Source organism: Mycobacterium kubicae (genome assembly GCF_015689175.1).
Taxonomy (GTDB): domain Bacteria; phylum Actinomycetota; class Actinomycetes; order Mycobacteriales; family Mycobacteriaceae; genus Mycobacterium; species Mycobacterium kubicae.
Window position 1 is genome coordinate 2460113 of record NZ_CP065047.1, and the last position, 26554, is coordinate 2486666.

Genomic DNA, 26554 nt, shown 5'->3' on the forward strand with positions numbered 1-26554 from the left:
CGCACACCCGCGGTCAGTCTGCCGACTGGGTGACCTCAAGGCGCTGCTGGGGCCGGGCTGTTTGGGCGGTTAAGAATTACCGGCATTTTTTATATGCTTTGCGTTGTGAGAAAAGCATCGTGGCTCTTCGTCGTGCTGCTGTTCAGTGCGTTGTTTCCGGCAATGGCGCGCGCGGATTCGGACCCGCATGTTCCGGACCCCTCCTTTGCCTATTGCCCCGGTGGCAAGTCGCAGCCATTCTTCGGCAATGCGACTTGCGACGGGACGAAGTATCCGGATGGAAGTTTCTGGCGCGCTACTCTTTTGCAGATCGGCGACACACCTTTTTATATGCCCGACGACCTCAACATCGGTACGCATTGCGTCATCGACAATGGGTCACCGGACCCGGTGCCGGCACCGCCGGGCGGCTGCGACGGCGCAGTGTAATGCTTGTCGAAGTCGAGCGTTCGCCGCTGGGCGGTTAACCGGCCAACCGTAGCGCGGCCTGGTGGTCGTGGGTCGGGATGATGGTGACCGCGTGCCTCGCTAAATGCAACCGCTGCAGCGTCCGGTAAGTCTCCTCGCGATCATCGTCCACCAAAAGGCCCGGATAGCTTGCCTTTTGCCGAACCCTCTCGATTTGCAGCTCGTGCCAGGCCGCGTCGCCGGCGATCAGCACCCAGCCGCCTTCGGTGTGCAGCAGCACACCGATACTGCCCGGAGTATGCCCGGCCAGGTCGACGAGGACGACGGAGTTGTCTCCGAACAGATCTCGGCTCCTGGTGAAGGTGAGCACCGGTGGACCATCCAGCTCAAAGGGGACTACGGGTCGATCGCGCAGCGAATCGCGGACACCGCCCACCGGCGCGACACCCCCTGCGCCGATCCACTCCTGTTCGGTGCGGTGCAGATGCACGGCGAGACCCGGCATGTCGAGCAGCCCGGAGACATGGTCCCAGTGCGCGTGGGTGGGCAGAGCAAAATCCAGCCGCGGCGGTTCCGGAAGCCGTTGCAGTGCATCGACGGTGGGTATGGTGGCCGCGGGCGGCCGGACCGCCACCCGCAACACGGTGGGTAGTTGCGCGATGGCTCGCTGTTCGGCGTGCCGGCACACGGCGGGGTCGATGATGAACGACGCTTGCGGATGCTCGACGACAAACGATGTCAGCGAGTTTTCGACCCGCCGAGGAGTGAATACGCCTTCGACGATCGCGGCGGTCGGCACCGGCCGGGGAATCTGGGGCAGGGCAGCCACCGTCACGGTGTTGCGGGGTTGCGGCAGTCCCGCGTCGACGACGCTGCGGATGAACCGTTCGTCGAGGCGCTTCGGGCGGACCAAGCCGTGCACCAATCCGGCTGCAGCGGCACAGCATTGGAAGACGGTGGGGACGCGGACCCGGTCGGACACTTGAGTCATGGTAGGTCCACCCGGACGATGACACTGTCCGGCCATACCCCGCGATACCGGGCGCGACGCAACTTCTCACCTATGCACAGGTCCTGGTGCACGTTGGTCACGCCCGGAACGCTGATCAGCGGGACGATGTTCCACTGCCAGCCGTACCGTTTCCGCAGTATGTCATTGGCGCGCTCAGCCTCCGCGCCGGCGAGGATCGTCGCCCGGCCCGCTACCTTGGGCGCACTCGGGTGCGCTCGGCCCCGATAGTCGCAGGGAACCAGTTGCACATCGTGGCATGTCTTCAGGCGCCGGGTTTTCGGGCCGACCTTGGTGCGGAACAGTAGGGTACGGCCGTCGACCGCGAACCAGACCGGGGTGTCCACGGCGGTGCCGTCTCGACGGTACGACCGCAGCAGAACGTAGCGCGAGTGGGCAAGTTCATCGAACTCGAGTGAATGCATAGCTTCAGTGGACAACTTAGAGTTAACTCGAAGTCAAGCCGTCGATGAGCGGAGGTGTGATGGCCAGCGGCATGACGATCGGAGAGGTGGCACGCGAAACCGGGGTAGCGGCGACCACGTTGCGCTACTACGAGCAGATCGGTCTGCTACCGCCTCCATCCCGATTGGGCGGTCAGCGCCGTTACGACGGTTCGGTCCTGGCCCGCCTGGAAGTGATTCGGCTCTGCAAGACTGCCGGGTTCGCCCTCGAGGAGATTCAGGTGTTGTTCGCCGACGAAGCTCCAGGACGCCCGGCCAGTCGCGCCCTGGCCGAAGCCAAACTCGCCGAAATCGACGCTCAATTGGCCGCGTTGGCCCGGGCCCGAGCCGTCATCGAGTGGGGGATGCGCTGCACCTGTCCCTCAATCGATGCCTGCACGTGTGGCGTGCACGCCGCAACGCCGGGCTGACCGGGACTTTACCCGCGGGCGACACCAGAGTTTGATTTTCAGACTCACCCCGGCTAGCGTGGCGCCGGTGAGTTCGGATAGTGAACTAACTAGCGGTGGGAAAGGGGCAGCCATGCGGTACAAGCTTTTCGGGCAACACACCGGTCTTCGGGTCTCCGAGCTCATCCTGGGGACTGGCAACTTCGGCACGCGATGGGGACATGGGGCCGAACCCGATGAGGCGGGTCGGATCTTTGATGCCTATGCCGACGCCGGCGGCAACTTCATCGACACGGCCAACAGCTACCAATTCGGCCAATCAGAGGAAATCCTCGGTGGCCTGCTCACTGGGCGCCGTGACGAGTTTGTGTTGGCCACGAAGTTCACCATGGGCACCAATCCCCAAGCTGGGCTGCTCGCTACCGGCAATAGCCGTCGTGCCATGGTTACCTCGCTCGAGGCAAGCCTCAAGCGGCTCAAAACAGACCGGATCGACGTGTATTGGCTGCACATGGCCGACGGCGTCACGCCCACCGAGGAGATCGTTCGTGGCTTCGACGACTTGGTCCGGGCGGGCAAGATCTTGTACGCGGGCCTGTCGAACTTCCCAGCCTGGCGTGTGGCACGGGCGGTAACCCTCGCCGAGTTGCGGAGCCTAGCCCCTATCGTCGGACTTCAGCTGGAACACAGTTTGGTCGAGCGAAGCACGGAGTTCGAGCTGCTCCCGGCGGCCCGCGCCCTTGGCCTCGGCGTCGCGGCGTGGTCTCCGCTGGGTGGCGGAATTTTGACTGGGAAGTACCGTCAGGGTGAGCGGGGACGGGCAGAGGGGTTCGGCGGCAGGGTGTTTCAGCCCGAGGACTCGCCGCACCGCACCGCCATCTTGGACGGGCTTCTAACCGTCGCTGATCAGGCCGATCTGACCCCCAGTGAGGTGGCCATCGCCTGGGTTGCGGCCAAGGGGTCGTTGCCGATCATCGGACCGCGCACCCTGGCACAGCTGAGAAATAATCTCGGCGCGACCCAAGTGGTGCTGACCGCCGAACAAGTCGCACACCTCGACGAGGTGAGCGCAGTGTCACGGATCTATCCCTACGGCGTCATCGGTGATTCGGCGCAGGAGTTGGCCGGGGGCAAAAGCTGACGCGGTCGAAGCCGGCGACCTTCCAGTGGCGTAGCTGATCGCCCACGCAATCAGTGCTCGGCCCGGGTGTCACTACGCCGGGCGGCAGAGGAACATGTTTTCAACGCTATCTCTCTATCGTTTCCAGTGATACGCTGACGGGTGTCACCGCGCCACGGTGCACCTTAAGCATCACACCCGCTTTTCGATGGAGGCCGCGATGAAAGTCGTTGAACCCGAGCTCTTTATAGACGGACAGTTTCGTCGCGCTGACGGCGCCGAGCCAGTCATAGAAGCCGCGACGGAGCTTCTGCTCGGCAAGGGGCCCAGCGCGACGCTCGCCGATGTCGACGACGCCGTTGCCTCGGCGCGCGAGGCGTTGCCTGACTGGAAGGCGACGCCGGCGGTCGAGCGAGCCCAGCTGATCGAACGGCTAGCCGACGCCGTGGAGTCGCGCGCCGACCACACCAATGAGCTGTGCACGCGCGAAATCGGCATGCCGATCACAATGTCGCGGACCTACAACAGTGCGCTTCCGGTGGCAATACTTCGCTACTATGCCGGGCTGGCGGCGAAGATGGACTCAGAAGAGTTTCGGCCGAGCCTCACCGGACATACCATTGTGCGCCGCGAGCCGGTCGGCGTCGTCGGCGCCATCGTTCCGTGGAATGTGCCCCAAGTATTGGGCGCGGCGAAGATGGGCCCTGCCTTGGCCGCGGGCTGCACCGTGGTCTTGAAGCCGGCACCCGAGACCGCGCTTGACGCAAGGGTATTCGGGGAAGCGGCCGCAGAAGCCGGACTGCCGCCCGGAGTACTGAACGTCATTCCCGGTGGCGACGAAGCGGGTGCCTACCTCGTCCGCCACCCGGGCATCGACAAGGTGGCATTCACCGGCTCAACGGAGGTTGGGCGTCAAATCGCCGAGACGTGCGGACGGCTCATGCGACCCGTCACCTTGGAGCTCGGTGGAAAATCCGCTGCCATTGTGCTCGATGACGCTGACTTGGACTTGACCATGCGGGAGCTGCGCATGCTGTCCTTCGGCAACAACGGCCAAATCTGCATCGCCAACTCACGCGTGCTTGCTCCCAAATCGCGTTACAGCGAGGTCGTAACGGCGCTGGCAGACATGGCGAGCTCCCTGGTCGTCGGGAACCCGCTCGACGACGACGTGGACATCGGCCCGCTGGTCAGTTCACGGCAACAGGAGCGGGTGTTGGGTTATATAGAGGCCGGCAAGGCCGAGGGGGCTCGAGTGGTCACCGGCGGCGGCAAGCCGGCAAATCACACACGAGGCTGGTTCGTCGCGCCGACGGTATTCGCTGATCTGGACAACTCAGCGCGCATCGCCCGCGAGGAGATCTTCGGCCCTGTTGTGTCGGTGATTCCGTATGGGTCTGATAGTGAGGCGGTCGACATCGCCAACGACTCCGAGTTCGGTCTGGCCGGGACCGTCTTCTCGTCTGACGAGACCCGGGCGACGGAAATCGCCCGCGCGGTGCAGACCGGAACCATCGGAGTGAACCAATATCAACCGGACATCGATGCGCCATTCGGCGGAGTCAAGGCAAGTGGTGTCGGGCGTGAGTTTGGCCCGGAAGGGCTCGCCGCTTACCAGACGGTCAAGTCGATTTTCCGGGCCGGCCCGCCGAATAGCATTGGAAGCGAGTGACGATGACACGAACGAGCGACGACAGCTGGGATCTCAAGACCGGTGTCGGTACCACCGCGACCATGGTGGCCGCAGCCAGAGCGGTAGCCAGCAGGCAATCGGACCCGGTAATAGACGATCCGTTTGCCGAGCTGCTGGTGCGCGCCGTAGATCTCGACCTCTTCACTCAGATCGTCGACGGCACAGTTGATTTCGAGGAGATCGGTGCCGACTGGGCGCCGTGGTTTTTCGGTATTCGTGGACGCGCCTTCGACGAATTCTTCGGCATGGCCTGCCAAGCCGGGATTCGCCAAGCGGTAATTCTGGCGTCGGGGTTGGATTGCCGCGCCTACCGGTTGAAGTGGCCGTCGGCAATGTCAGTTTATGAGATCGACCAGCCGGAGGTGATCAACTGGAAACAGGCTATGCTGGCCGATCTCGGTCATACGCCGACAGTACGGCACCACCCCGTGGGCATCGATCTACGGCACGATTGGCCGATCGCGTTGCGCGAAGCGGGATTTGACCCCGCGACGCCGACCGCGTGGATCGCTGAGGGGCTCCTGATCGGCTATCTGCCGCCGTCGGCGCAGAAGCAGATACTCAATTCGGTGACCGCATTGAGCGCCCGCGGCAGTCGCATCGCGGCCGATCATTTCTGCGGGAGGCACGACATACTGGCCGAATCCCTCAACGACATGCACGAGATCTGCCGACAGCGCGACCCAAACGTCAATCTGCGCGACCTGACTTTCCCGGGGGGACGCGAAGATCCGGCAGTACACCTGGCCAAGCGCGGCTGGGTCACCCATAACGCCCAGCTGACTGATCTGTTCCGGGTCGCCGGGCGCCCGGCGCCGGCGAGGGCATCGTGGCCCGCGGCCGTGGAGTTCATGCGCTTTCTCACCGGGATGCTCGCTTGAAATCTAGTATGGTCGGCATCGCATCAATGGTAGCGACGGAAACTGGATATTGATATCGTTGGAAACGTGTTCTCCGGACCCACGGCCGACGACTTACCGGCGCCGCAGGATCCCATACTCCAAGCGGCCGCCGAGCTGTTGCATACCGGTGGCATCGACGCGCTGTCAACGAGGTCCGTCGCAACTGCGGCGGGCGTCCAGCCACCCGCCATCTACCGCCAGTTCGGCGGTAAGAAGCGTCTTCTCGATGCTCTGACACTTTTCGTCTTCGACAGGTACATCAGCGAAAACCGACGGCTGATAGCCGCTAGCACCGATCCGCTTCGCAAACTCGAGCAAATGTGGGAGTTGCACGTGGATTTCGGGCTGACCAATCCGCATTGCTATTTGCGTGCTTATATCCACGCGGAGCACACCAGGTTGTCATCGTGCGCGGCTCAGTCGTTCGAACTGCTCCGGCACGTGGTCACTGCGCTGGGCAGTCAGGGCCGCCTGCGGTTGAGCGTCGAGCGTGCCGCCGACCTGATTCGTTCTGCCGCGCGGGGTGTGGTTCTCGCGCTCATCGCGTTACCACCACACGAGCGGGACCTGCAGTTATCCGACACCATGCGAGACAACACTCTGTCGGCGATCGTCAATGACGAACCGGCCTTGCCGTCAACGCCTTCCGATCTCCCTGGGCGCGCCCTCGCATTGCACGAAAAGCTACGCAGCACTGAGGATTGCAAGCTCACCCACGCTGAACGAAAGCTGCTGGGTGAATGGTTAGTGCGGCTGGCCGACGAAGCCTAGCCAGGTAGTGCTCGAGTGTATTGGCGCAGGATCAACCTGCCAATTCACGGACAATGTCGGTTGCCGGACCCGTCCTCGCGTGCCGGAATTGTGCGCCGGCCCACAAGGCGATGCCGTGTGGATCGCCCTTGGCGATCGCGGCCGCCTGCAGCGGCGCGGTGATCATGGCCACCCGGGGGAAGTCGGACACGGCTTGTCCTTCATGCGCTTCGATGAACCGGTTGCGTAACGCGCGCGCATAGCGTCCGGTGAAGGCACGCGTCAGCACTGTCTCGGTGAAGCAGGGGTCGCGTAGCGCCGCGCGGTACACCGGGTTGGTTCCGGCCTCGTCGGCCAGCAGCAGCGCGGTTCCCAGTTGCACGGCAGTAGCGCCGGCATCGCGTAACCGCCTTACGTCGTTCGGCGTACCCACGCCTCCGGCCGCGATGACAGGACAGTCGAAACAGGCGACCAGTGCGGTCACCAGGTCGTCGAGCGGGTCGTCGGGGGGTGTGGCGAGCGCGTCGAAGGTCGCCCGGTGCCCGCCGGCGCTTGGCCCTTGGGCTACCAGTGCGTCTATTCCTCGGCTCAAGGCGATCACCCCTTCCAGGACCGTGGTGACCGTAGCGACGGTCACAATTCCGGTCCTCGTGAGGCGGGCGCACAGCTCGCTGGTCGGTAACCCGAAGGTGAACGACACAACTTCCGGGCGCAAGTCACAGACCACCTCCAGCTTTGTGGCCCACTCATCGTCGTGCGTCCGCGGTTCGCCAAGTGTGACTCCGTAGTGTTCGGCATCCGGCGCCAATGCCGCCGCGAACTCGGCGAGATTTTCCGGACAGCTCGTCGATTGCTGAGGGGCGAACAAGTTCACACCGATCGGCCCCGACGTGAGCTTCCTCGTCGCAACGATCGCGGCGGCCAACTCGTCTGCGGACATGGAACCGGCGGCCAAGAATCCGAGACCGCCGGCATTGCTAACCGCCGCGGCTAACAATGGCGTTGTGGGGCCGCCGGCCATCGGTGCGCCGACCACCCGAACGGTCAAGTCGGCCAGACTGAATCGGTCAAACACAACAACCCCTTTGGACGCCCGTCACCAGGTGTTCCAATGAGTGAGCTGGGCAGCGGGTATGCGGTTGGCGGGCCGGAAGTCGACACCTTTGGTGTAGGCGATCGGAAAGAGCCCGCCTTGGGTGTACGTCTCGTGCGGTATGCCCAGAATGTCAGCAGCCCGTTGCTCACCATCGCCGCCGAGGTGAAACGTCGTCCACACAGATCCGAGCCCGCGCGAACGCAATGCAAGCATGAAGCTCCATATCGCGGGGAGCAACGATCCCCAAAAGGCAGCTCCGGCCCCAGGAAGGTGGTCAACGTTCTCGGGTCGGCCGTTGAGGCAGGGAATGAGAAGCACCGGGACTTCGTGTAGGTGCTCGCTGAGGTATCTGCCTGAACTGACGATCGACGGCATCGATTTGTCGCGTCCGTCGCCATACGGTGATTGCGGTATTGCGTCGATGTATGGTGTCGCGGCCGCTCGGTAGAGTTCGGCGAGCGCCATCTTCTTCACCGGATCCTCCACGAATACCCATTGCCAGCCTTGAGAATTGCCGCCGGTGGGCGCCTGCAGCGCCAGGTCTAAGCACTCGTAGAGCACTTCGCGTGGTACGGGCTTATCCAGGTCGAGGCGCTTGCGTACCGCGCGGGTGGTGGTCAGCACTTCGTCGACGGACAGATTCAATGCCATGGCTTGAGATTAACGGGCGGTGTTTCCAATGTAAACAGATGAGTGATACCGTCGAAAACATCGCGAGAGAATGGAGCGCCGCGGGGGCACCATGGGGAGCTCATCTCGCACTCACAGACCTTCTGAGGTTGTCATTCCTTGACCGCCGTCGGCATGTACCGCGGTGGCCACGAGCGGCACTCATAACAGCTACGCCATGGCTCATCCCTGCTCGCGCATAGACCTCCGGGCATACTGGTGTTGCGGCTATGCAGAAGGTGTTGCGGCTACGGAGATTTGGAGATTTTGATGAGAGGGCGCGCCGCCGCGCCGATACGTACCCGGCCCGTCCCGCAGGCCAAAATCGGCGTGGGTCATACCAACCGCAGGGCAGGACCTTAACGTGACGGCGCATCAATCAGCTTCAGGAGTACGTCCGCCGGGTGAGTGGTTTGTTCAAACCGCCACGCGCTCTGATTATCTATCGCCCTTTTCGCCATACCGTCGTGGCATGGAGAAGCGAGACATGTTCTGAATGCTAGGAGGTTACTGAGGTGAACGTTAAGAGCGGCCGCATGGATGCGATCGTCAACGCGGCGACTGGCATCACAATGCGCGCGCTTCCCCGGATACCCAACCCTGTAAAGCGGCTGCTTCTGGGCGGTCGTTCGATCGTCATCGACGGCAATGCCCTCGACACCACCCTGCAGCTGTTGCTTGCCATGCAACGCGTCGCAGGAAGGGAAGGGCTGGTGTCAAGCGACGACGTTGTCGCCGAGCGTTCACGACTTGAATTGTTGACCGCGAGTATCAAACAGGACATCAACGTGGCTGCCGTTTGCAACCTTTCGATACCCGGACCTGCCGGACCCATCCCCGCCCGGCACTACCGCCCGGACGCAAGCGCGGCTGGATCTAATTGCGTCTCCACTGCGCTCTTGGTCTTTTACCACGGTGGTGGCTTCACACTCGGCAGCGTCGACACCCACGATGATCAATGCCGGTTGATTTGTCGGGATGCCGGACTTCCCGTGCTATCCATCGGCTATCGGTTGGCTCCGGAAGACAAGTTCCCTGCCGCCGTCGTCGACGCATTCGCGGCATACAGGTGGGCTGTCGATAACGCTGTCGAACTCGGCGCGGACCCGAAACGTGTTGGGGTTGGGGGCGACAGTGCGGGCGGAACTCTCGCCGCCGTGGTATCGCAGCTCGCACGCGACCAGGGTTTGCAACTGCCTGCTCTGCAATTGCTGATCTACCCGGGAACCGATTACCTCAACGCGACTCGCTCAAGAGCGTTGTTCGCCGACGGGTTCTTGCTCAATAGCAGCGATCTTGCTTGGTTCCGGCACAATTATCTCGACGGCGCCGGTGTCGAGTTGTCCGACGCGCGCGTTTCACCGCTGCTGGCTGACGACTTGTCAGGCTTGCCACCGGCGCTGGTGCTGACCGCGGGATTTGACCCGTTGCGCGACGAGGGTAAGCAGTACGTGGAAGCCATGCGGGCTGCGGGTGTCTTCGTAGATCATCGCGAGTGCGGTTCGCTGACTCACGGGTTCGCCATGTTATTTCCCATCGGTGGCGACAGCGCCGCTGCCACTACGGAGATGGTGTGCGCGCTGCGCGCCCATATCGGCAGGGGCGCCGGGGCCGCACCGGTACGCTGACTGACTGGCTCTAGGGAAACGCCGCTCCCAGTTGTTCCCCGACCGCTCAACTGGTGTCGGCGCACCTCAACGGATCAAGAGTTGCGGTTGGCCAAGCGGACGAGCCATTCCAACAACAAGTCCCGTTCTGCGGAGGTCAGTGGTGTGTCATCCGAACGCCGGATCGCTTCCCGCAGGGCGACAGCACGAGCGGTCAGCACCGGAGATTTCGCGGCCACCGCGCTCTTCTTGCTCGTTATTGCCGACAGCACGTTGTCGCGTCCCAGTGCCGACAACTGCATCTCGCGCTCTTCGGGCGGTACGGCGATGAGCGTCAACACCGTACCTACTGCGGCGGCGTGAACCAGCTTGGTCGCGCGCTCAACACTCATCCGCAGCCGGCCGTCGTCCGCGAGCTTGGTGACTATCTGCTCGAGGAGTTTGATGGCCTCGGCTGCACCTGAACTCGGAGCACCGGGGCGCGATTGTACGAATGTCAACACATAGGTATCTGAGTGGGAAAGGCCGAATTCCACGTGTGCATCCCATAACTGGCGAAAGTCTTGCAAGGTGTCACCGGATGCGCTTAGGAGGCGACGGCGCTTGCTTCCTATGTAGTCAGCCAGAACGAAATGTGACACCGCATCGAGCAGCTCGTCTTTCCCGCCGAATTCCCGATAGATGACCGGTGGCTGCACACCCGCCGCCGTCGCGACAGCTCGAGTTGAAACGGCTTCAATGCCGCCGGTTCGCAACAATTCTGCGGCGGCCCGCAGCACCTTCTCCGACCGAGTGGGGGGTTCGGCGTCGACGCCTGCCCCAGGTGACTTACGGCGTCGAGTCTGCTCTAGCATGTTAACGATGGTATCGGGTAGTTGCTACCAAGCGTTGCAAGACCGGGGATGTGGTCACCGGGGTTGACTGCGGGGCGCGCCCGCCGATGCTAAGCGGTGGTTATCAATTCGGCTGCTCGTTCACCGATCGCATACACCGTCGCAGCAGTGTTGTTGGAGGGGGTCGACGGCATAATCGACGCGTCGGCGATTCGAAGGCCGCTGATGCCGTGGACCCGTAGTTGGGCGTCGACGACTGACATGTCGGTATCGCCCATGGCGCAGGTTCCGACGGGGTGGATGTAGGACTGGAAGGCATTTTTGGCGTAGCTGCGCCAGGCCTCCTCGTCGTCGACGACGGGCCCGGGCGCGGCCTCCGCACAGCGCCACCGGTCGAACGCGGTCGCTTCGCCGAGTTGACGTGCGCGCCGCAGCGCCTCGACAAGTGTGCGCAAGTCTCTGTCATCGCTGAAGTAGTTCGGATCGATGGCCGGTCTGTCACCGGCATCCGGCCCCGATAGCCTGATAGTGCCGCGACTGAACGGTTGCATGAGTGCAGCTGCGATCGCGTAACCGGCCACCGCGCCGTCATCGCCCGGCAGGCCGATTCCGGTGGAATTGATCACCATGATTTGGATGTCGGGGCCGTCGGTGGCGCACTCGGTCTCGACCAATCCGATGACCTCGCAATGCCCGCTGCAGCTTGGCGGAATTTGCCTTGCGGAGTCGTACACCACCCGTGCCAGCACATGGTTCTGCAAATTTGCGCCGACGCCGGGTAGGTCGAGCTGGACACCGACGCCGACTTCGCGAAGATGTCCGTGCGGGCCCACTCCGGACAACATCAGTAAATGCGGCGATCCGATCGCGCCGGCGGCCAGCATGACTTCGCCGCAGCGGACGACGGTAGCCGACTTAGTTTGCCCCACCGTGAATTCGACACCCGTACACCGGCCGTTTTCAATGCGAATTCGCTGCACCATCGCATCGGGAACGAAGGTCAGATTCGGTCGGCTCAACGCGGGCAATAGGTATGCATCCGCAGCGCTCAGCCGTTTCCCGTCGACGATGTTGTTCAACGTGGGCCCAAAGCCGACCTCGAGGCCGCCACCGATGTCGACGGCTCGCCGATACCCGCATTCGGCCGCTGCATCCAGGCCCGCGGCCGCTATCGGGTGCAACGGATCGAAGCTGAAGTTGCGGTCGGCCGGCTTGCTGGTTTTCGACGTCGCCGACGAGTTGGACGCGGGCACGCTCGTCGCGGGTGAAGCGGGATACCCACGGCGGGCTCGGGTCCGGGCACAATGCGCATTCGCCGCTCGGCAGACAATGGAGGCCGTTCAGACTCTTCTCGATGTCTGCGGTACCGGGGGATTCGCAGAGGCCAGTCGGATGCAGCAATATTGGCGTGATGCCAGCGTCGCTGCGCGACATGCCGCACTCAACGTCCATGTCGGGTACGAGATTTACGGCAAGTCGTTGCTCGGCGTTGCCGAACGGATATCACCGCTGGTGTGATGTCCCGCAATTCACCCGGTCCGAGTTCATAGAGACCGAACCCTGCTACCCACCACACCGTCTACCCGGTACCACCGATTGCTGATCCCGACCCGAAAGGAGAATCGTGACACCATCGCTCGAGGTCTTCCGAACCCGCCTCGAAGAGAAAGTTCTCTTTGCCACCCTGGATGCGCCGCCGCTGAACCTGGTTGGGGCAGAAATGGTTCGAGATCTTGTTTCGCTGGTTCAGTATCTGCAGACAGCAGGCGACGAAGTCGCGGTGGTGGTCTTCGACAGCGCCAATCGCCACTTCTTCAGCGCGCACGTCGACATGTTGAATGTTCCGGGAGTACGTGCGGAAGCCGCCCGTCTGGGCGACGGCTGCACCCTGGGCGGACTGTATCGCCGGATCAGCACTCTCGATCAAGTCACGATCGCGTCCATTGCCGGAAGGGTTCGCGGAGCCGGGAGCGAATTCATCCTGGCCTGTGACATGCGCTTCGCGTCCAGAGAACATGCGCTGTTCGGCCAACCCGAAGTCGGCGTCGGTGCTATTCCCGGAGCTGGTGCAGCGCAGCACCTTACGCGGCTGTTGGGGCGTGGCCGCGCGCTGGAAGTGTTGCTCGGCTCAGACGACTATTCCGCTGACCTCGCCGAGAGATACGGGTGGGTAAACCGCGCTTTGCCTGATGAAGACCTCGGTCCGTTCGTCGACGCGCTCGCCCGCAGGATCGCTCGGTTCCCCCTGGCTGCGTTAGCCGACACCAAGCGACGCGTCAACGAGATCACCCTCGCGCGAGTCTCTGAGCTGGACGAGGACGGTCGGTTGTTCTTGCAGGGCGCCCAACGGCCCGAGTTCCAAGCCCGGATCAAGGCGTTGTTCGAGCAGGGTCTTCAAACCGACGGCGCAACCGAGGCCGATCTAGGAGCGGCACTTGCCAGGATCGCCCCTTAGCGGCGCAGTGGCGGGCGGTGTCGCTGGTCACCGGCCGGCGCGTACCTGGGGAGAGGCATGCTGCTCGCCCCACTTGCGCAGCTCACGCAGTACCGGGGCCAAGTCCCGGCCGGCATCGGTGAGCAGGTAATCGTCGCGGGGCGGGTGGTCACTGTAGGGTCGGCGTTGCACCAGCCCGACGTCTTCGAGCTCACGCAACCGGGCGACCAGACTGGCCCGTGGAGCGCCGGTATTTTGGCAGATGTCGTTGAACCTGGTTACACCCAAGCCTATTTCGCGCAGCGCAAGCAACGCCCACCGGTCGCCGATCAATTGCAGCGCGTCGGCGATCGGACACACTCGCGGGCCGTTCTTACTGAGTGCAGAAGCTGAACTCATGGAGTCAGTGTAGCGGGCGCCAACCGCCCGGCGCGAATCGGTGTGCGGCCTGGACCGACTCCTGACAGACCGCGCCGAGGACCGCCAGTATGTTCTCAGCGACTGGATATCTCTTGATGTATTCCGCGGCTCCCGACGCCGGACGTAGGCTCAGCTTTGTGATGGGGCCGGTCTGCAAGCCGGCGACACACCTGAGGGGAGCGGAGATGTCAGCAGCCGAGCGGCCGGTCACCATGTGCGAAGCCTTCCAGCGCACGGCAGCAATCGATCCAGACGCCGTGGCCCTCCGGACGCCGGGAAATACGCAGACCCTGACCTGGCGCGAGTACGCCGAGCAGGTGCAGCGAGTCGCGGCCGGACTGGCAGGGCTGGGCGTTCGCCGGGGCGACACGGTATCGCTGATGATGGCTAATCGCGTCGAGTTCTACCCGCTCGAGGTGGGTGCGCAACACGTTGGCGCGACGTCTTTTTCGGTGTACAACACGCTACCCGCCGAGCAACTGACGTACGTGTTCGACAACGCCGGCACCAAAGTCATGATCTGCGAGGAGCAGTACGTCGACCGGATCCGCGCCAGCGGCGCCCCGATCGAGCACATCATCTGCATCGACGGTCACCCCGAGGGCACGCTGTCGGTAACTGACCTCTACGCGGCGGCCGACGAAAACTTCGACTTCGAATCGACGTGGCGGGCGGTACAACCTGATGACATCGTCACCCTGATCTACACATCCGGAACCACCGGAAACCCCAAGGGTGTGGAGATGACCCACACCAACCTGCTGTTCGAGGGACGCGCGATCGATGCCGTGCTGGGCGTTGAGTTCGGGGACCGAGGCACCTCTTACCTGCCGACGGCGCACATCGCCGACCGGATGTGCAACCTGTACATCCAGGAGATGTTCGGGACCCAGATCACCACGGTGTCCGATCCGCGCGCCATCGTCGCCGCCCTGCCGGACGTGCGGCCCACCGTCTGGGGTGCAGTGCCGCGGGTTTGGGAGAAGCTCAAGGCCGGAATCGAGTTCACCGTCGGCAACGAAACCGACGAGATGAAGCGAGCGGCATTGCAGTGGGCGATGTCGGTGGCCGACAAACGTGCGGCCGCCTTGTTGGCCGGGGAACCGATGTCGGACGACGCAGCCGCCGAGTGGGCACAGGCAGACGAGCTGGTGTTGTCCAAATTGCGGGAACGCCTCGGCTTCGGCGAGCTGCGCTGGGCCATCTCCGGAGCAGCGCCCATCCCGCGGGAAACGCTGGCTTTCTTTGCCGGCATCGGCATCCCCATCGCGGAGGTCTGGGGAATGTCGGAGTTGAGCTGTGCCGCCACCGCCTATCATCCGCGCGAACTGCGGCTGGGCACCGTCGGCAGATTGTTGCCCGGATTGGAGGGCAAGATCGCCGAAGACGGCGAGTATCTGGTCCGCGGACCGCTGGTGATGAAGGGCTACCGCAAGGAGCCCGCCAAGACTGCCGAGGCCATTGACGCAGAGGGTTGGCTGCACACCGGTGACATCTTCGATGTCGACGCGGACGGCTTCTTGCGCGTGGTCGACCGCAAGAAAGAGCTGATCATCAATGCGGCCGGAAAGAACATGTCCCCGGCCAACATAGAGAACACCATCTTGGCCGCCTGCCCCATGATCGGCGTGATGATCGTCATCGGGGACGGACGTCCGTACAACACCGCGCTGCTGGTCTTCGACGCCGACTCGGTAGGCCCGTATGCGGCCCAACACGGACTGCCGGACGCCTCACCCGAGGCGCTGGCGGCGAACCCGGAAGTGATCGCCCGGATTGCCGCCGGAGTCGCCGAGGGCAACGCCAAACTGGCTCGGGTCGAACAGATCAAGCGGTTCCGAGTGTTGCCCACCTTGTGGGAGCCCGGTGGCGACGAGATTACGTTGACGATGAAGCTCAAGCGCCGACCCATCAAAGAGAAATACGCCGCCGAGATCGAAGAGCTGTATGCCGCCGATCCAGGGCCGAATGTCCACGAGCCCACGGCCGCGCCGACGGCTCAACCAGCGTGACGGGGGAGCGGATATGACAGTGCGCGAAGTCGGCCGGGTCGGAGTACGAAAAGTACTGCAGCGCACCGGAATCGTCGAGGAATCCGGCACCGCGTTGCCAACCGACCCCGACGAGGTCGCCCAACTGCTCAGCGCCAAGTGGTTCGGCGATCGGCTCAACGCCCTTGCCGACGAGCTGAGCCGCGAACCCGCCAGCGTGCGCGCCGAGGCCGCAAGTTATCTGCGCGAAATGGCGGCGTCGCTCAACGAACGACCGGTACAGGCCTGGCGCGGCTTCAGTCGCTGGCTGATGCGGGCCTACGACGTTCTGGTCGACGAGGACCAGATCGCCGCGCTGCGCAAACTGGACCGCAAGGCGACGCTGGCGTTCGCCTTCTCGCACCGCTCCTACCTGGACGGGTTGCTGCTTCCCGAGGCGATCGTCGCGAACCGGCTTTCACCGGCGCTCACCTTCGGCGGATCGAACCTGAATTTCTTCCCCATGGGCGGCTGGGCCAAGCGCACCGGAACCATTTTCATCAGGCGCCAGACCAAGGACATCCCGGTCTACCGCTTCGTATTGCGCGCTTACGCAGCACAACTGGTGCAAAATCACGCCAACCTCACCTGGTCGATCGAAGGTGGACGCACCCGCACCGGCAAGCTGCGTCCCCCGGTGTTCGGGATTCTGCGCTACCTCACCGATGCGGTCGACGAAATCGACGGACCGGAAGCGTATCTGATCCCCACCTCCATCGTGTACGACCAGTTGCACGAGGTGGCGGCCATGACCAACGAGGCCTACGGCGCCGTGAAGCGACCCGAGGACTTCCGCTTCCTGATCAGGCTGGCTCGCCAGCAAGGCGAACGGCTCGGCCGCGCGTATCTCGACTTCGGAGAACCCCTTCCGCTGCGCAAGCGCCTCGAGGAACTGCGCGCCGAAGAATCGGCGACCGGAACCGAAGTCGAGCGCATCGCTTTGGACGTCGAACACCGAATCAACCGTGCTACGCCGGTGACGCCCACCGCGGTGGTGAGCCTGGCGCTGCTCGGTGCGGACCGATCCCTGTCCATCAGTGAAGTGCTGGCCACCGTGCAACCCTTGGCCAGCTACATCGCGGCACGCAACTGGACGGTGGCTGGTGCCGCCGATCTGACGAACCGGTCGACCATCCGCTGGACCCTGCACCAGATGGTCGCCTCGGGCGTGCTCAGTGTCTACGACGCCGGGACCGAGGCGGTATGGGGAATCTGCCCGGATAAGCACCTGGTTGCGGCTTTCTACCGCAACACGGCGATCCACATCCTCGTCGACCGCGCCATCGCCGAGACGGCGTTGCTTGCGGCCGTAGAAGTCGGAGAGACCGCGGGGAGCGCGGGGGATGGCTCGGTGGCACCGGCAACGGTCCGTGACGAGGCGCTGCGGCTGCGGGAGCTGCTCAAGTTCGAGTTCTTGTTCTCCGCCCGCGCGCAGTTCGAGAAGGAGCTAGCCGACGAGGTTCGCTTGATCGGTGCGGTCGACACCAGCAAGGCCGCCGACGCCGGTGCGGTGCGAGGGTTACTGGAATCGGCCGACGTGTTGCTGGCGCATCTGGTGCTGCGGCCCTTCCTGGACGCCTACCACATCGTCGCCGACCGGCTGGCCGCCCTGGAAGACGAATCTCTCGACGAAGAAGCATTTCTGGCCGAATGCCTCGAGGTGGGCAAGCAGTGGGAGCTGCAACGCAGGATCGCCAACGCGGAGTCGCGGTCGATGGAGCTGTTCAAAACCGCCCTGCGGTTGGCCCGGCATCGGGAGCTGGTCGACGGTTCCGACCCTGAACACATCGCCAAGCGGCGTCAAGAATTCGCCGACGAGATTGCCGCCGCCACCCGGCGGGTGAATGTGATCGCCGAACTCGCCAGAACGCGGGTCAGGCGCGCGGTTGCTCCAGCACCCTGAGAACCAGTCCTACCGCGACGGCTAGGCCGGCGGCGCCGAGAACAGCCGGCGCCGGGCTTGCCGTAACGGCCCCGATGATGAGCAGCGCGACGACACCGGCGAGCACCGCGAACACCTTGTGCCGCGGCCAGGGCACACCCGCGATCAGCACATCAGAGCTGCTCGCAGCGCTGAGTGAGCGGACATGCTCGGAAGTCGTCATAGTTTCAGAGTACTAGGCACTTGAATTTTCGGTCAAACGAAACCCTGGATGTGGGTGGGCTGCCGGCGGGCTGCCGGCGCAGTCGGTTAAAAGGCACGGCTTAGAGTGGGTTACATGCCGCTGTCAGGTGAATATGCCCCCAGCCCGTGGGACTGGGCTCGCGAACAAGCCGACAAGTACACCGAATCCGGCGGTGCTGAAGCCGCCGACATGAAGGGCAAACCGATCATCGTGCTGACCACCGTCGGCGCCAAGACCGGCAAGCTTCGCAAGACGCCCCTGATGCGCGTCGAGCACAACGGCGAGTACGCCGTGGTCGCCTCGCTCGGTGGCGCACCCAAGAACCCGGTCTGGTACTACAACATCAAGAAGAATCCGCGGGTCGAACTGCAGGACGGCAGCGTCACCCGCGACTACGACGCCCGCGAGGTGTTCGGCGACGAGAAGGCCACCTGGTGGGAGCGCGCCGTCGAAGCGTGGCCGGACTACGCCGAGTACCAGACGAAGACCGATCGCCAGATCCCGGTCTTCGTGCTGACCCCGGTGAACTGAAAGACCTGTTGGGCGGCATGGCACCATTGATCGGTGTCCGCTGAACTGAGCCAGACCCCGAGCACGTCGCCGCTGTCTGCGGCCGACATCGACGGGGCTGCCAAGCGCATTGCGCCGGTGGTCACCCCGACCCCGCTGCAGCTCAGCGACCGGCTGTCGCAGATCACCGGCGCGAACGTCTACCTCAAACGCGAAGACCTGCAAGTCGTGCGGTCCTACAAGCTGCGCGGTGCTTACAACCTGCTGGTCCAGCTGTCCGACGACGAACTGGCGCACGGGGTGGTGTGCTCCTCGGCCGGAAACCACGCCCAGGGCTTCGCCTACGCCTGCCGGTCACTGGGTGTGCACGGGCGCATCTATGTACCGGCCAAAACGCCCAAACAAAAGCGTGACCGGATCCGCTACCACGGCGGGGAGTTCATCGAGCTGATCGTGGGCGGGTCGACGTACGACCTTGCCGCTGCGGCCGCCCGGGAGGACGTGGCACGCACCGGCGCCACCTTGGTGCCGCCCTATGACGATCTGCGCACCATGGCCGGCCAGGGCACTATTGCCGTCGAGCTGCTCGACCAGCTCGACGAGGAGCCGGACCGGGTGGTGGTCCCGGTCGGCGGCGGCGGTTGCATCGCGGGCATCACCACCTACCTGGCCGAGCGCACCAGCAACACCGCGGTGCTGGGAGTCGAGCCGGCCGGTGCCGCCGCGATGATGGCCGCCCTGGCCGCCGGTGAGCCGGTCACCTTGGACCACGTCGACCAGTTCGTCGACGGCGCCGCGGTGAACCGGGCGGGCACGTTGCCCTACGCGGCACTCGCGGCTGCCGGTGACATGGTGTCGATCACCACGGTCGACGAAGGGGCAGTGTGCACCGCGATGCTCGACCTTTATCAGAACGAGGGCATCATCGCCGAGCCGGCGGGCGCGCTGTCGGTTGCCGGCCTGTTGGAGACCGACATCGAGCCCGGCTCGACGGTGGTCTGCCTGATCTCCGGCGGCAACAACGACGTCTCCCGCTACGGCGAGGTGCTGGAACGCTCGCTGATCCACCTGGGTCTCAAGCACTACTTCCTGGTCGATTTCCCGCAGGAGCCGGGTGCTTTGCGCCGCTTCCTCGACGAAGTCCTGGGTCCCAACGACGACATCACGCTGTTCGAGTACGTCAAGCGCAACAACCGGGAGACCGGAGAGGCGCTGGTCGGTATCCAACTGGGATCGGCCGCCGACCTGGACGGTCTGCTGGCGCGGATGCGGGCTACCGAGATCCACTTCGAAGCGCTACGGCCCGGGTCACCGGCCTACCGGTACCTGCTGTTCTAACCCCACGCTGCGCCGCTGCAGCCGCGAGGGTGCGCAGTTGTACCCCTTGTGCGGCGTGTCGCTGTGCAGACACGCACGCTCGCGGGGTTTCGCGGTCGGGGTTAGCGCAGGTAGACGGGCACCGGGATGGCCGCGTCGAGATCCTCGGCCGGGACGGGTGTCCCGGCGGTCAACGTCAGGGGCACCACGCCGGCCCAGTGCGGCAGCGTACTGTCCTGTAGCTCGTCGGAAACCCCGCCCGCGCGCACCTTGGCCGACACGTCGACCAGGTCAAGGGCGAGCAGCGCCGTCGCGGCCAGCTCACGCGCATCCGGAGGTCTGCAGTCGGCGGCGCGACCCGGCCGGATGTGGTCGAGCAGCGCGTTGAGCGCACGCAGCTTCTCGTCAGGATGCTCGACCAGGCGCGCGGTGCCCAGCACCACCGCCGAGCGGTAGTTCAGCGAGTGGTGCATCGCCGAGCGGGCCAGGACCAGCCCGTCGACCAAGCTGACGGTGACGCACACCGACAGGCCGGAGGGCTGCGCGGCCAGCATGGGCCCGCTTCCGGTCGAGCCGTGTAGGTACAGGATTTCCTCCACCCGGGCATGGGTGGTCGGCAAGACCACCGGTCGACCGTCGCTGATGTAGCCCAGGTGGCAGATCAGCGCCTCATCGAGGATGCCGTGGACCGTCTGCCGCTCGTAGCTGGCCCGGTCGCGATAGCGGGTCGGGGTGGTGCGAGGCGTCGGTCGGTAAGCGGAGTCCATGGCACTGGCCTTCTTTTTCGTACTAGTACATAATGACGAGTGTGCCAGTACAATACCGGATCGAGGGAACGGGCGCGGAGTCCATAGCCGCGAACGTCGAAGGGGCCATCTCCCAGGGTGCCCTCCCGCCCGGCGCGACGCTCCCGTCGATTCGGGAGGTCGCCGCCCAACTCGGGGTGAACGCCAACACCGTCGCGGCGGCGTACCGCATCTTGCGTGATCGCGGGGCCGTGGAAACCGGCGGCCGGCGCGGGACTCGTGTTCGGGACCGGCCCGCGACGACGCCGCGGTCCTCACTCGGCCTGGGCGTCCCGGCGGGTGCGCGCGATCTGTCCACCGGCAATCCGGACCCGTCGCTGCTTCCCATCACTACGGCGGCGTTGCCGATCCGGTCGGGAGCGCCGGTGCTCTATGGCGAGCCGGCGATGTCGCCGGAATTGGTCGAGCACGCCCGCGCGGCCCTGGCCGCTGACGGCGTCCCGGCCGATCACCTGGCGGTCACCAGCGGCGCACTGGACGGCATCGAACGGGCGCTCATCGCGCACTTGCGGCCTGGTGACCGAGTGGCCGTCGAGGATCCGGGCTGGGCCAACCTGCTCGATCTTATTGCCGCACATGGATATTCCGTCGAGCCGGTACGGGTCGACGACGACGGCCCGCTGCTCTTGGACATGGCGCGGGCGCTACGGCGGGGTGTGCGGGCGGTCGTGGTGACCGGTCGCGCACATAACCCGACGGGAGCCGCGTTGTCCCCAGATCGCGCCGGTGCGCTACGCAGCCTGCTGGCCAGCCGGTCCGAAGATGTGCTGGTCGTCGAGGACGACCACTGCGCCGGCATCGCCGGGGCGCCGCTGCACACCTTGGCCGGGGCCACCCGCCGGTGGGCGTTCGTACGGTCGGTGGCGAAGGCCTACGGGCCGGACCTGCGGTTGGCGGTGTTGGCCGGGGATCGTCGCACCGTCGAACGGGTGCACGGCCGGTTGCGGCTCGGGCCGGGCTGGGTGAGCCGGATACTGCAAGATCTGGCGGTCGGTCTGTGGTCGGATGAGGCGGCGACACGGTTGGTAGGCAAAGCCGAACAGCGGTACACGAGCAACCGGGAGCGGCTTCGCGCGGCGCTGGCCAAGCGCGCGGTGACTGCGCACGGTCGATCCGGGCTCAACGTTTGGGTGCCGGTGCCAGACGAGGCGGTGGCCATCACCCGGCTGCTCAACGCCGGTTGGGCCGCGGCGCCGGGCACCCGGTTCCGAATCGGCACACCGCCGGGCATCCGCATCACCGTGGCCGCGTTGGCCGATGACGAGATTGAACCGCTGGCCGACGCCGTCGCGCAGGCCGTGCAGGCTACGGGTCGTCGTAGCGTGTAGCCGGCGCGAGGCGGATGCCGGCGGCTCGGGCGGCTTCGGCGTAGGCGACCGCCAGGCGGGGCAAAGTCGTGTGGGCGTTGCGGCCGCTCGGATTGGGCAGAACCCACAGGTCGCTTGCGCCGTAAGGTGTCGCCTGTTTTCCCGATTTGGCTGCGCGGTCGTTGAAGGCCGCCCGGTATGCGCTGATTCCGAGGATGGCGACGACCGGGGGCGACAGCTCGGCGATCATCCGGTCCAGCTTCTGCCTTCCTTCGACCAGTTCGCCGGGGGTGAGTTCGTCCGCGCCCGCGGTGGCTCGCTCCACAAGGTTCGTGATGCCGATCCCGCGGCGCAACAGGTATTCCCGGTCCGCGGCGGTGAACCCCGACGAAGCGTCGATCAGGTGATCGGTGATGCCGGCGCGGAAGAGCGCCGGCCAGAACCTGTTGCCGCGCGGGGCGAAGTGCGCTTGCACCGCAGCGGTTCTCAGCCCCGGATTGATTCCGACGAACAGTAGCCGGACATCATCGGAGATCAAGTCCGGCACGGTGCGGCCGCGGAACTTCGTGAGTTCGTCGCGGGTGAACCGGACTTGATCCATAGTCCAACGTCCTGACCAGGGGTCCGCTACCTCACGGGGGAGCGGAGTATCGCAAACGACTGTCCGGGCAACTCAGTGGTCTCCGCACCGATATTCGGCGCATCCCAGGCCAACATCAGCTCACCGTTCACCGGAACCTTGACCGCCGCGGTGCCCAGATTGGCGGCGACGGTTATGGTATTGCGGCGCAGCACAATCCAGCGTTCGTCTTCGTCGTATTCGACGGCGAGGTGGTCCAACCAGGGGTCGGATAGGTCTGCTTCGTTGTGCCGCAACATAATCAAGTCCCGATACACCTGCAGCAGCCGGGCGTGCTCATCGGAGTCCAGTTCGCCCCAGTTCAGTTTGCTGCGCTGAAATGTCTCGGGGTCCTGCGGGTCGGGGATCTCTGCAGCGTCCCACCCGTGCTCGGCGAATTCGGCCTTGCGGCCTTCAGCGGTAGCGCGGGCCAGCTCCGGTTCGGGGTGGGAGCTGAAGAACTGAAACGGTGTGGACGCACCCCATTCCTCGCCCATGAAAAGCATCGCGGTATAGGGCGAGGCCAGCACCAGCGCGGCTTTGACGGCCAGCTGGCCGCCGGTCAGGTTCTGGGAGGGGCGATCGCCGAGCGCGCGGTTGCCGACCTGGTCGTGGGTACAGGTATAAGCGAGCAGCCGGGTGGCCGGGGTCCCGGTCTCCGCGGTGGTGTCCAGCGGACGTCCGTGCCGGCGGCGCCGGAATGACGAGTAGGTGCCGGCATGAAAGAAGCCATGGCGCAGCGTCTGGGCCAGCGTGGCAATGGATCCGAAGTCGGCGTAATAGCCCTGCCGTTCGCCCGATACCGCGGTATGGATGGCGTGATGGATATCGTCGTCCCACTGCGCGGTAATGCCGTAACCGCCCTTGTAACCGTCGCTGGGGGTGATCATCTTGGCGTCGTTGAGGTCGCTTTCGGCGATCAGCGACAGCGGACGGCCCAATTGCCTTGACAGCAAATTGGTTTCGGTGGCGAGTTCTTCGAGGATGTGAATGGCGGTGGTGTCGACCAGCGCGTGCACGGCGTCCAGGCGTAGGCCGTCGGCGTGGAAGTCACGCATCCAGCGCAGCGCGGATCCGATGATGTAGCGGCGTACTTCGTCAGAGTCGGCGTCGGCGATGTTGATGCCTTCACCCCACGGGTTGCTCGCCGACGACAAGTAGGGCCCGAACTTGGGCAGGTAGTTGCCGGATGGGCCGAGGTGGTTGTAGACCGCGTCGATGAGCACACCCAAGCCGCGGTCATGACAGGCGTCGACGAACCGGACCAGGCCGTCGGGACCGCCGTAGGGTTCGTGCACGCTGTACCACAACACGCCGTCGTAACCCCAGCCGTGCGTGCCGGAGAACGAATTGACCGGCATCACCTCGACGAAGTCGACGCCGAGATCGACGAGGTAGTCGAGCTTTTCGATCGCCGAATCGAAGGTGCCCGCATCGGTGAACGTGCCGATGTGCAGTTCATAAATCACCGATCCTTCGACCGGGCGGCCCTCCCAGTCGCTGTCCGTCCAGGTGGCACCCGCGGGATCCCACAACTGCGAGCGTTCATGGACGCCGTCGGGTTGGCGCGCTGAGCGCGGATCGGGCAGCACCGTCTCGTCGTCGTCGAGCACAAACCCGTAGCGTGCATCCGGGGCCGCGTCCACGGTCGTGTGCCACCAGCCGTCATCCGATCGGCTCATGTCATGCACGGTGCCGTCGACGTCCAGCCGCACCCGCTCCGGCTTCGGCGCCCACACCCGGAATTCAGTCATCAGCACGCTCCAAGAGAACAACGGGCAACTGCGCAAACAGATCGCCGGCCGGCGTGGTTCCGCTGTGGCGGGTGCCGGTGAGGGTGTCGGTCCAAGTTCCTTCCGGCAGTGGCACCGCCGTGTCGCCCCATCCTTCGTCGTGCAACCGCACCGTCCACCGTGTCACCGCGACCAGGACGTCGTCACCGCGGCGGAACGCGACGACGTGATCGCTCGATGAACCGGTGGCCAACACCGGAAGGTAACCGCCCTCCAGGAAACTGTCCGGACGAGCGCGCCTCAGCCGCAGAGCCGCGTTGACGACGCGGACCTTCGGGTGCTGCAGTTCCTTGAGAGCCGCACGCCGCGCGGCATAGTCCACTTCGCGACGGTTGTCCGGATCGACCAGGCTGTCGTCCCACAGCTCGGTGCCCTGGTAGACGTCCGGTATGCCGGGGCCGGTGAGCGCGAGCAATTTCTGACCCAGCGCGTCACTTTCGGCGTGCGGGTTGAGTTGGGCGACCAGGCCGGTGAGCTCGGATGCCACCGGCCCGTCGAGCACCGAATCGATCCAGCGGTGCACGCCGTCTTCGAATTCGGTTTCCGGGTCGTTCCAGGTGGTGTGCCAGGCCGCTTCCCGGATCGCCTTCTCGGTGTAGGCGTGCAGGCGCTGTCGCAGCTCGTCGGTCACCTCGCCCGTGACCGGCCACACCCCGAAGATGTTCTGCCACAGGAATTGTCCGGTCGCGGGGTCAGGGGAGGGGGCATGGGCCTCCCACCGCGACAGAAACTCTGTCCACAGCGAGGGCACTTGGGAGAGCACGCCGATGCGGGCCCGCACATCTTCACCGCGCTTGGTGTCATGTGTGGTCAACGTGGTCATGGTGTGGGGCCAGTTGCGGGCGCGGGTGGCGGCGCTGTGGTGGAATTCCGCGGCGCCTACCCCGAAGCGGTGCGGTTCGCCACCCACCTCGTTGAGCGACACCAATCGGGCGTCGCGGTAGAACAGGCAGTCCTCTACCGACTTGGCGGTCATCGCGCCGCACAGCTGTTGCAGGCGCGTGACCGGCTCACCGCCGTGGGCCAACGCCGCGGCGATCACCTGCAGCGCCGGCCCCAACTCCGGTTGCGCCGCTTGGGTTTCCGCTAACGCGGTAGGCAGGATGGCGGCCAGACCCGGGTAGTCGAATCGGTACACGCCGACGTGGCTCAGTAGGGCGGCTATCGCCTCGGGCAGCTGTGGCTGCTCGGCGCCGGTGGTTGCGGTGATCGTTCTGCTCAGCCGAGCCAGTTCGCTGGCCAGGGTGTTGGTGGCCGTGCGAATCTTCAGCTCTCGCAACACCTCTGGCATCTCGTGGTAGTCCACACCCGCGGATTCGACCAGCTCGGTGAGCGCGGGTTGTCCGCTCGGGTCGATGAAGACTCCGCCCACTTCGCGCAGCGCGTCATATCCGGTGGTGCCGGCCACGGGCAGCGTCGGCTCGAGCGCCTCGTCGACCGCCAAGATCTTCTCGATGACGATCCAGGCGTCCGGGCCGACCAGTTCGCGCAACCATTCCAGGTAGCCGCACGGGTTGGACAAGCCGTCGGGATGGTCGATGCGGACCCCGGCGACCAATCCCTCGGTGAACCAGCGGGCCACTTCGGCGTGGCTGGCCTCGAACACCGCGCGGTCCTCTTGACGCAGGCCGGCCAGCGAGGTGATCGAGAAGAATCGGCGGTAGCCGCAGATGCCGCGTTTCCAGCCGACCAGTCGGTAGTGCTGACGGTCGTGAACGTCGGGTCCGCTGCCCTCGCCGGTGCCGGGGGCGATCGGGAACGCCAAGTCCCCGAGCCGCAGTCGGTCACCGTCGACGGTCAGGTCGGCGACATCTTCGTCAGATCCCAGCACCGGCAACACGATTCGGCCGCCGTCGAGGTCCCAGTCGATGTCGAAGTAGGTGGCGTATTGCGAATCCCGGCCGTGCTGCAAGACATCCCACCACCACGGGTTCTGTTCGGGTTTGTCGATCCCGACGTGGTTGGGCACGATGTCGACCACCAGGCCCATGCCGCGCTCCTGCGCTGCGGCGGAAAGCCGGGCCAGCCCTTCGGGGCCACCGAGTTCGGCTGACACGGTCGTCGGGTCGGTGACGTCGTAGCCGTGGGTTGAGCCGCCGACCGCAGTGATGATCGGCGACAGGTACAGGTGCGAGACACCGAGGTCGTCGAGGTAGTCCAGCAGGCCTTCGGCGTCGGCGAAGGTGAACGCGAATCCGCTGGACTCACCGCGCAGCTGGAGCCGGTAAGTGGAAAGTATTGGGAATCCCATG

At 64.8% G+C, this 26554-nt stretch carries 26 protein-coding genes and 1 pseudogene; 15 read left to right on the top strand and 12 right to left on the bottom strand.

The window, feature by feature from the left end; genetic code table 11:
* The first annotated feature begins 105 nt into the window (after window positions 1–105).
* Window positions 106–429, top strand: coding sequence for a hypothetical protein (locus I2456_RS11650; protein ID WP_241007923.1), 324 nt, complete (start codon window positions 106–108; stop codon window positions 427–429).
* A gap of 34 nt (window positions 430–463) precedes the next feature.
* Here the strand turns inward: I2456_RS11650 and I2456_RS11655 are convergent, their stop codons facing one another.
* Entirely contained in the window at window positions 464–1399 is a 936-nt protein-coding gene (locus tag I2456_RS11655; RefSeq protein WP_085075708.1) for an MBL fold metallo-hydrolase, read from the bottom strand.
* Window positions 1396–1842, bottom strand: coding sequence for a PPOX class F420-dependent oxidoreductase (locus I2456_RS11660; protein ID WP_085075707.1), 447 nt, complete (start codon window positions 1840–1842; stop codon window positions 1396–1398). The genes I2456_RS11655 and I2456_RS11660 overlap by 4 nt, the downstream gene beginning before the upstream one ends.
* Window positions 1843–1901: 59 nt before the next feature.
* On the opposite strand from I2456_RS11660, the gene I2456_RS11665 reads away from it, so the two are divergent.
* The 5 genes from I2456_RS11665 to I2456_RS11685 all read left to right on the top strand — a co-directional run bounded on the left by I2456_RS11665 (window position 1902) and on the right by I2456_RS11685 (window position 6756).
* The gene (locus tag I2456_RS11665) at window positions 1902–2291 is read left to right on the top strand and encodes a MerR family transcriptional regulator (protein WP_085075706.1); all 390 of its coding nucleotides are present in this window, start codon (window positions 1902–1904) and stop codon (window positions 2289–2291) included.
* A 112-nt stretch (window positions 2292–2403) separates the two neighbouring features.
* Window positions 2404–3411 (top strand): aldo/keto reductase, encoded by a 1008-nt coding sequence (locus I2456_RS11670; RefSeq protein ID WP_085075705.1) that lies wholly within the window; start codon window positions 2404–2406, stop codon window positions 3409–3411.
* A 199-nt stretch (window positions 3412–3610) separates the two neighbouring features.
* Window positions 3611–5062, top strand: coding sequence for an aldehyde dehydrogenase (locus I2456_RS11675; protein WP_085075704.1), 1452 nt, complete (start codon window positions 3611–3613; stop codon window positions 5060–5062).
* 2 nt (window positions 5063–5064) lie between these two features.
* Window positions 5065–5964: an SAM-dependent methyltransferase gene (locus tag I2456_RS11680; RefSeq protein WP_085075703.1), complete on the top strand. Its 900-nt coding sequence runs from the start codon at window positions 5065–5067 to the stop codon at window positions 5962–5964.
* 66 nt (window positions 5965–6030) lie between these two features.
* A complete protein-coding gene (locus I2456_RS11685; RefSeq protein ID WP_163703828.1) occupies window positions 6031–6756 on the top strand; it encodes a TetR/AcrR family transcriptional regulator in 726 nt (241 codons plus the stop codon).
* Window positions 6757–6787: 31 nt separating this feature from the next.
* Here I2456_RS11685 and I2456_RS11690 read toward each other — a convergent pair whose 3' ends face one another.
* Window positions 6788–7756, bottom strand: coding sequence for a nitronate monooxygenase (locus tag I2456_RS11690; RefSeq protein WP_068032445.1), 969 nt, complete (start codon window positions 7754–7756; stop codon window positions 6788–6790).
* A 75-nt stretch (window positions 7757–7831) separates the two neighbouring features.
* Window positions 7832–8482 (bottom strand): nitroreductase family protein, encoded by a 651-nt coding sequence (locus tag I2456_RS11695; protein WP_068165840.1) that lies wholly within the window; start codon window positions 8480–8482, stop codon window positions 7832–7834.
* A gap of 554 nt (window positions 8483–9036) precedes the next feature.
* Between I2456_RS11695 and I2456_RS11700 the strand changes: the two genes are divergently transcribed.
* Window positions 9037–10128 carry an alpha/beta hydrolase gene (locus I2456_RS11700; RefSeq protein WP_085075701.1) on the top strand — a complete coding sequence of 364 codons (1092 nt, stop codon included), beginning with the start codon at window positions 9037–9039 and terminating at the stop codon, window positions 10126–10128.
* A 74-nt stretch (window positions 10129–10202) separates the two neighbouring features.
* Here I2456_RS11700 and I2456_RS11705 read toward each other — a convergent pair whose 3' ends face one another.
* Both I2456_RS11705 and I2456_RS11710 read right to left on the bottom strand, forming a co-directional pair.
* Window positions 10203–10886 carry a TetR/AcrR family transcriptional regulator gene (locus I2456_RS11705; RefSeq protein WP_163703829.1) on the bottom strand — a complete coding sequence of 228 codons (684 nt, stop codon included), beginning with the start codon at window positions 10884–10886 and terminating at the stop codon, window positions 10203–10205.
* A 164-nt stretch (window positions 10887–11050) separates the two neighbouring features.
* The gene (locus I2456_RS11710) at window positions 11051–12193 is read right to left on the bottom strand and encodes a GMC family oxidoreductase (RefSeq protein WP_085075700.1); all 1143 of its coding nucleotides are present in this window, start codon (window positions 12191–12193) and stop codon (window positions 11051–11053) included.
* Here I2456_RS11710 and I2456_RS29120 point away from each other — a divergent pair.
* The 3 genes and pseudogenes from I2456_RS29120 to I2456_RS11715 form a co-directional block, all read left to right on the top strand.
* Window positions 12132–12326 (top strand): annotated as a pseudogene (locus I2456_RS29120) (hypothetical protein); the annotation flags it as partial. The gene I2456_RS11710 and the pseudogene I2456_RS29120 sit on opposite strands and share 62 nt — an antisense overlap.
* A gap of 6 nt (window positions 12327–12332) precedes the next feature.
* Window positions 12333–12458: a hypothetical protein gene (locus tag I2456_RS28885; protein ID WP_255322632.1), complete on the top strand. Its 126-nt coding sequence runs from the start codon at window positions 12333–12335 to the stop codon at window positions 12456–12458.
* Between the two features lie 106 nt (window positions 12459–12564).
* Complete coding sequence (locus tag I2456_RS11715; RefSeq protein ID WP_068032140.1) at window positions 12565–13395, top strand: enoyl-CoA hydratase/isomerase family protein; 831 nt, start codon at window positions 12565–12567, stop codon at window positions 13393–13395.
* 27 nt (window positions 13396–13422) lie between these two features.
* Here I2456_RS11715 and I2456_RS11720 read toward each other — a convergent pair whose 3' ends face one another.
* The gene (locus I2456_RS11720) at window positions 13423–13773 is read right to left on the bottom strand and encodes a winged helix-turn-helix transcriptional regulator (protein WP_085075699.1); all 351 of its coding nucleotides are present in this window, start codon (window positions 13771–13773) and stop codon (window positions 13423–13425) included.
* A 206-nt stretch (window positions 13774–13979) separates the two neighbouring features.
* On the opposite strand from I2456_RS11720, the gene fadD11 reads away from it, so the two are divergent.
* Both fadD11 and I2456_RS11730 read left to right on the top strand, forming a co-directional pair.
* On the top strand, window positions 13980–15806 hold the full coding sequence (gene fadD11 / locus I2456_RS11725; RefSeq protein ID WP_068032149.1) for a fatty acid--CoA ligase FadD11: 1827 nt from the start codon (window positions 13980–13982) through the stop codon (window positions 15804–15806).
* Between the two features lie 13 nt (window positions 15807–15819).
* On the top strand, window positions 15820–17727 hold the full coding sequence (locus I2456_RS11730) for a lysophospholipid acyltransferase (protein WP_085075698.1): 1908 nt from the start codon (window positions 15820–15822) through the stop codon (window positions 17725–17727).
* Here I2456_RS11730 and I2456_RS11735 read toward each other — a convergent pair.
* The gene (locus tag I2456_RS11735) at window positions 17699–17929 is read right to left on the bottom strand and encodes a hypothetical protein (protein WP_068032155.1); all 231 of its coding nucleotides are present in this window, start codon (window positions 17927–17929) and stop codon (window positions 17699–17701) included. The genes I2456_RS11730 and I2456_RS11735 overlap by 29 nt on opposite strands.
* A 114-nt stretch (window positions 17930–18043) precedes the next feature.
* On the opposite strand from I2456_RS11735, the gene I2456_RS11740 reads away from it, so the two are divergent.
* Both I2456_RS11740 and ilvA read left to right on the top strand, forming a co-directional pair.
* Window positions 18044–18481 (top strand): nitroreductase family deazaflavin-dependent oxidoreductase, encoded by a 438-nt coding sequence (locus I2456_RS11740; RefSeq protein WP_068032449.1) that lies wholly within the window; start codon window positions 18044–18046, stop codon window positions 18479–18481.
* A 33-nt stretch (window positions 18482–18514) separates the two neighbouring features.
* A complete protein-coding gene (gene ilvA, locus I2456_RS11745) occupies window positions 18515–19798 on the top strand; it encodes a threonine ammonia-lyase (protein ID WP_068032158.1) in 1284 nt (427 codons plus the stop codon).
* A gap of 101 nt (window positions 19799–19899) precedes the next feature.
* On the opposite strand, the gene I2456_RS11750 is transcribed toward ilvA, so the two are convergent.
* On the bottom strand, window positions 19900–20544 hold the full coding sequence (locus I2456_RS11750; protein ID WP_085075697.1) for a pyridoxamine 5'-phosphate oxidase family protein: 645 nt from the start codon (window positions 20542–20544) through the stop codon (window positions 19900–19902).
* A gap of 41 nt (window positions 20545–20585) precedes the next feature.
* Here I2456_RS11750 and I2456_RS11755 point away from each other — a divergent pair, with 41 nt between their 5' ends.
* Window positions 20586–21911: an aminotransferase class I/II-fold pyridoxal phosphate-dependent enzyme gene (locus I2456_RS11755; protein WP_085075787.1), complete on the top strand. Its 1326-nt coding sequence runs from the start codon at window positions 20586–20588 to the stop codon at window positions 21909–21911.
* Here I2456_RS11755 and I2456_RS11760 read toward each other — a convergent pair.
* The 3 genes from I2456_RS11760 to treY are packed head-to-tail and all read right to left on the bottom strand — an operon-like array spanning window position 21889 to window position 26553.
* Window positions 21889–22491 (bottom strand): mismatch-specific DNA-glycosylase, encoded by a 603-nt coding sequence (locus I2456_RS11760; protein WP_085075696.1) that lies wholly within the window; start codon window positions 22489–22491, stop codon window positions 21889–21891. The two genes, I2456_RS11755 and I2456_RS11760, sit on opposite strands and share 23 nt — an antisense overlap.
* A gap of 26 nt (window positions 22492–22517) precedes the next feature.
* Window positions 22518–24263: a malto-oligosyltrehalose trehalohydrolase gene (gene treZ, locus I2456_RS11765; RefSeq protein WP_085075695.1), complete on the bottom strand. Its 1746-nt coding sequence runs from the start codon at window positions 24261–24263 to the stop codon at window positions 22518–22520.
* Window positions 24256–26553, bottom strand: a complete 2298-nt coding sequence (gene treY / locus I2456_RS11770) for a malto-oligosyltrehalose synthase (protein ID WP_085075694.1) — start codon at window positions 26551–26553, stop codon at window positions 24256–24258. The genes treZ and treY overlap by 8 nt, the downstream gene beginning before the upstream one ends.
* Window position 26554: the final 1 nt, after the last annotated feature.

What these genes read in the sequence shown, in the direction of transcription:
- I2456_RS11695 (WP_068165840.1), bottom strand. Translation starts at nt 8,482, where the DNA reads ATGGCATTGAATCTGTCCGTCGACGAAGTGCTGACCACCACCCGCGCG.
- I2456_RS11680 (WP_085075703.1), top strand. Translation starts at nt 5,065, where the DNA reads ATGACACGAACGAGCGACGACAGCTGGGATCTCAAGACCGGTGTCGGT.
- I2456_RS28885 (WP_255322632.1), top strand. Translation starts at nt 12,333, where the DNA reads ATGCAGCAATATTGGCGTGATGCCAGCGTCGCTGCGCGACATGCCGCA.
- I2456_RS11720 (WP_085075699.1), bottom strand. Translation starts at nt 13,773, where the DNA reads ATGAGTTCAGCTTCTGCACTCAGTAAGAACGGCCCGCGAGTGTGTCCG.
- I2456_RS11665 (WP_085075706.1), top strand. Translation starts at nt 1,902, where the DNA reads ATGGCCAGCGGCATGACGATCGGAGAGGTGGCACGCGAAACCGGGGTA.
- I2456_RS11730 (WP_085075698.1), top strand. Translation starts at nt 15,820, where the DNA reads ATGACAGTGCGCGAAGTCGGCCGGGTCGGAGTACGAAAAGTACTGCAG.
- fadD11 (WP_068032149.1), top strand. Translation starts at nt 13,980, where the DNA reads ATGTCAGCAGCCGAGCGGCCGGTCACCATGTGCGAAGCCTTCCAGCGC.
- I2456_RS11660 (WP_085075707.1), bottom strand. Translation starts at nt 1,842, where the DNA reads ATGCATTCACTCGAGTTCGATGAACTTGCCCACTCGCGCTACGTTCTG.
- I2456_RS11740 (WP_068032449.1), top strand. Translation starts at nt 18,044, where the DNA reads ATGCCGCTGTCAGGTGAATATGCCCCCAGCCCGTGGGACTGGGCTCGC.
- I2456_RS11655 (WP_085075708.1), bottom strand. Translation starts at nt 1,399, where the DNA reads ATGACTCAAGTGTCCGACCGGGTCCGCGTCCCCACCGTCTTCCAATGC.
- I2456_RS11700 (WP_085075701.1), top strand. Translation starts at nt 9,037, where the DNA reads ATGGATGCGATCGTCAACGCGGCGACTGGCATCACAATGCGCGCGCTT.
- I2456_RS11735 (WP_068032155.1), bottom strand. Translation starts at nt 17,929, where the DNA reads ATGACGACTTCCGAGCATGTCCGCTCACTCAGCGCTGCGAGCAGCTCT.
- treZ (WP_085075695.1), bottom strand. Translation starts at nt 24,263, where the DNA reads ATGACTGAATTCCGGGTGTGGGCGCCGAAGCCGGAGCGGGTGCGGCTG.
- I2456_RS11670 (WP_085075705.1), top strand. Translation starts at nt 2,404, where the DNA reads ATGCGGTACAAGCTTTTCGGGCAACACACCGGTCTTCGGGTCTCCGAG.
- I2456_RS11675 (WP_085075704.1), top strand. Translation starts at nt 3,611, where the DNA reads ATGAAAGTCGTTGAACCCGAGCTCTTTATAGACGGACAGTTTCGTCGC.
- I2456_RS11750 (WP_085075697.1), bottom strand. Translation starts at nt 20,544, where the DNA reads ATGGACTCCGCTTACCGACCGACGCCTCGCACCACCCCGACCCGCTAT.
- treY (WP_085075694.1), bottom strand. Translation starts at nt 26,553, where the DNA reads ATGGGATTCCCAATACTTTCCACTTACCGGCTCCAGCTGCGCGGTGAG.
- I2456_RS11690 (WP_068032445.1), bottom strand. Translation starts at nt 7,756, where the DNA reads ATGGCCGGCGGCCCCACAACGCCATTGTTAGCCGCGGCGGTTAGCAAT.
- I2456_RS11760 (WP_085075696.1), bottom strand. Translation starts at nt 22,491, where the DNA reads ATGGATCAAGTCCGGTTCACCCGCGACGAACTCACGAAGTTCCGCGGC.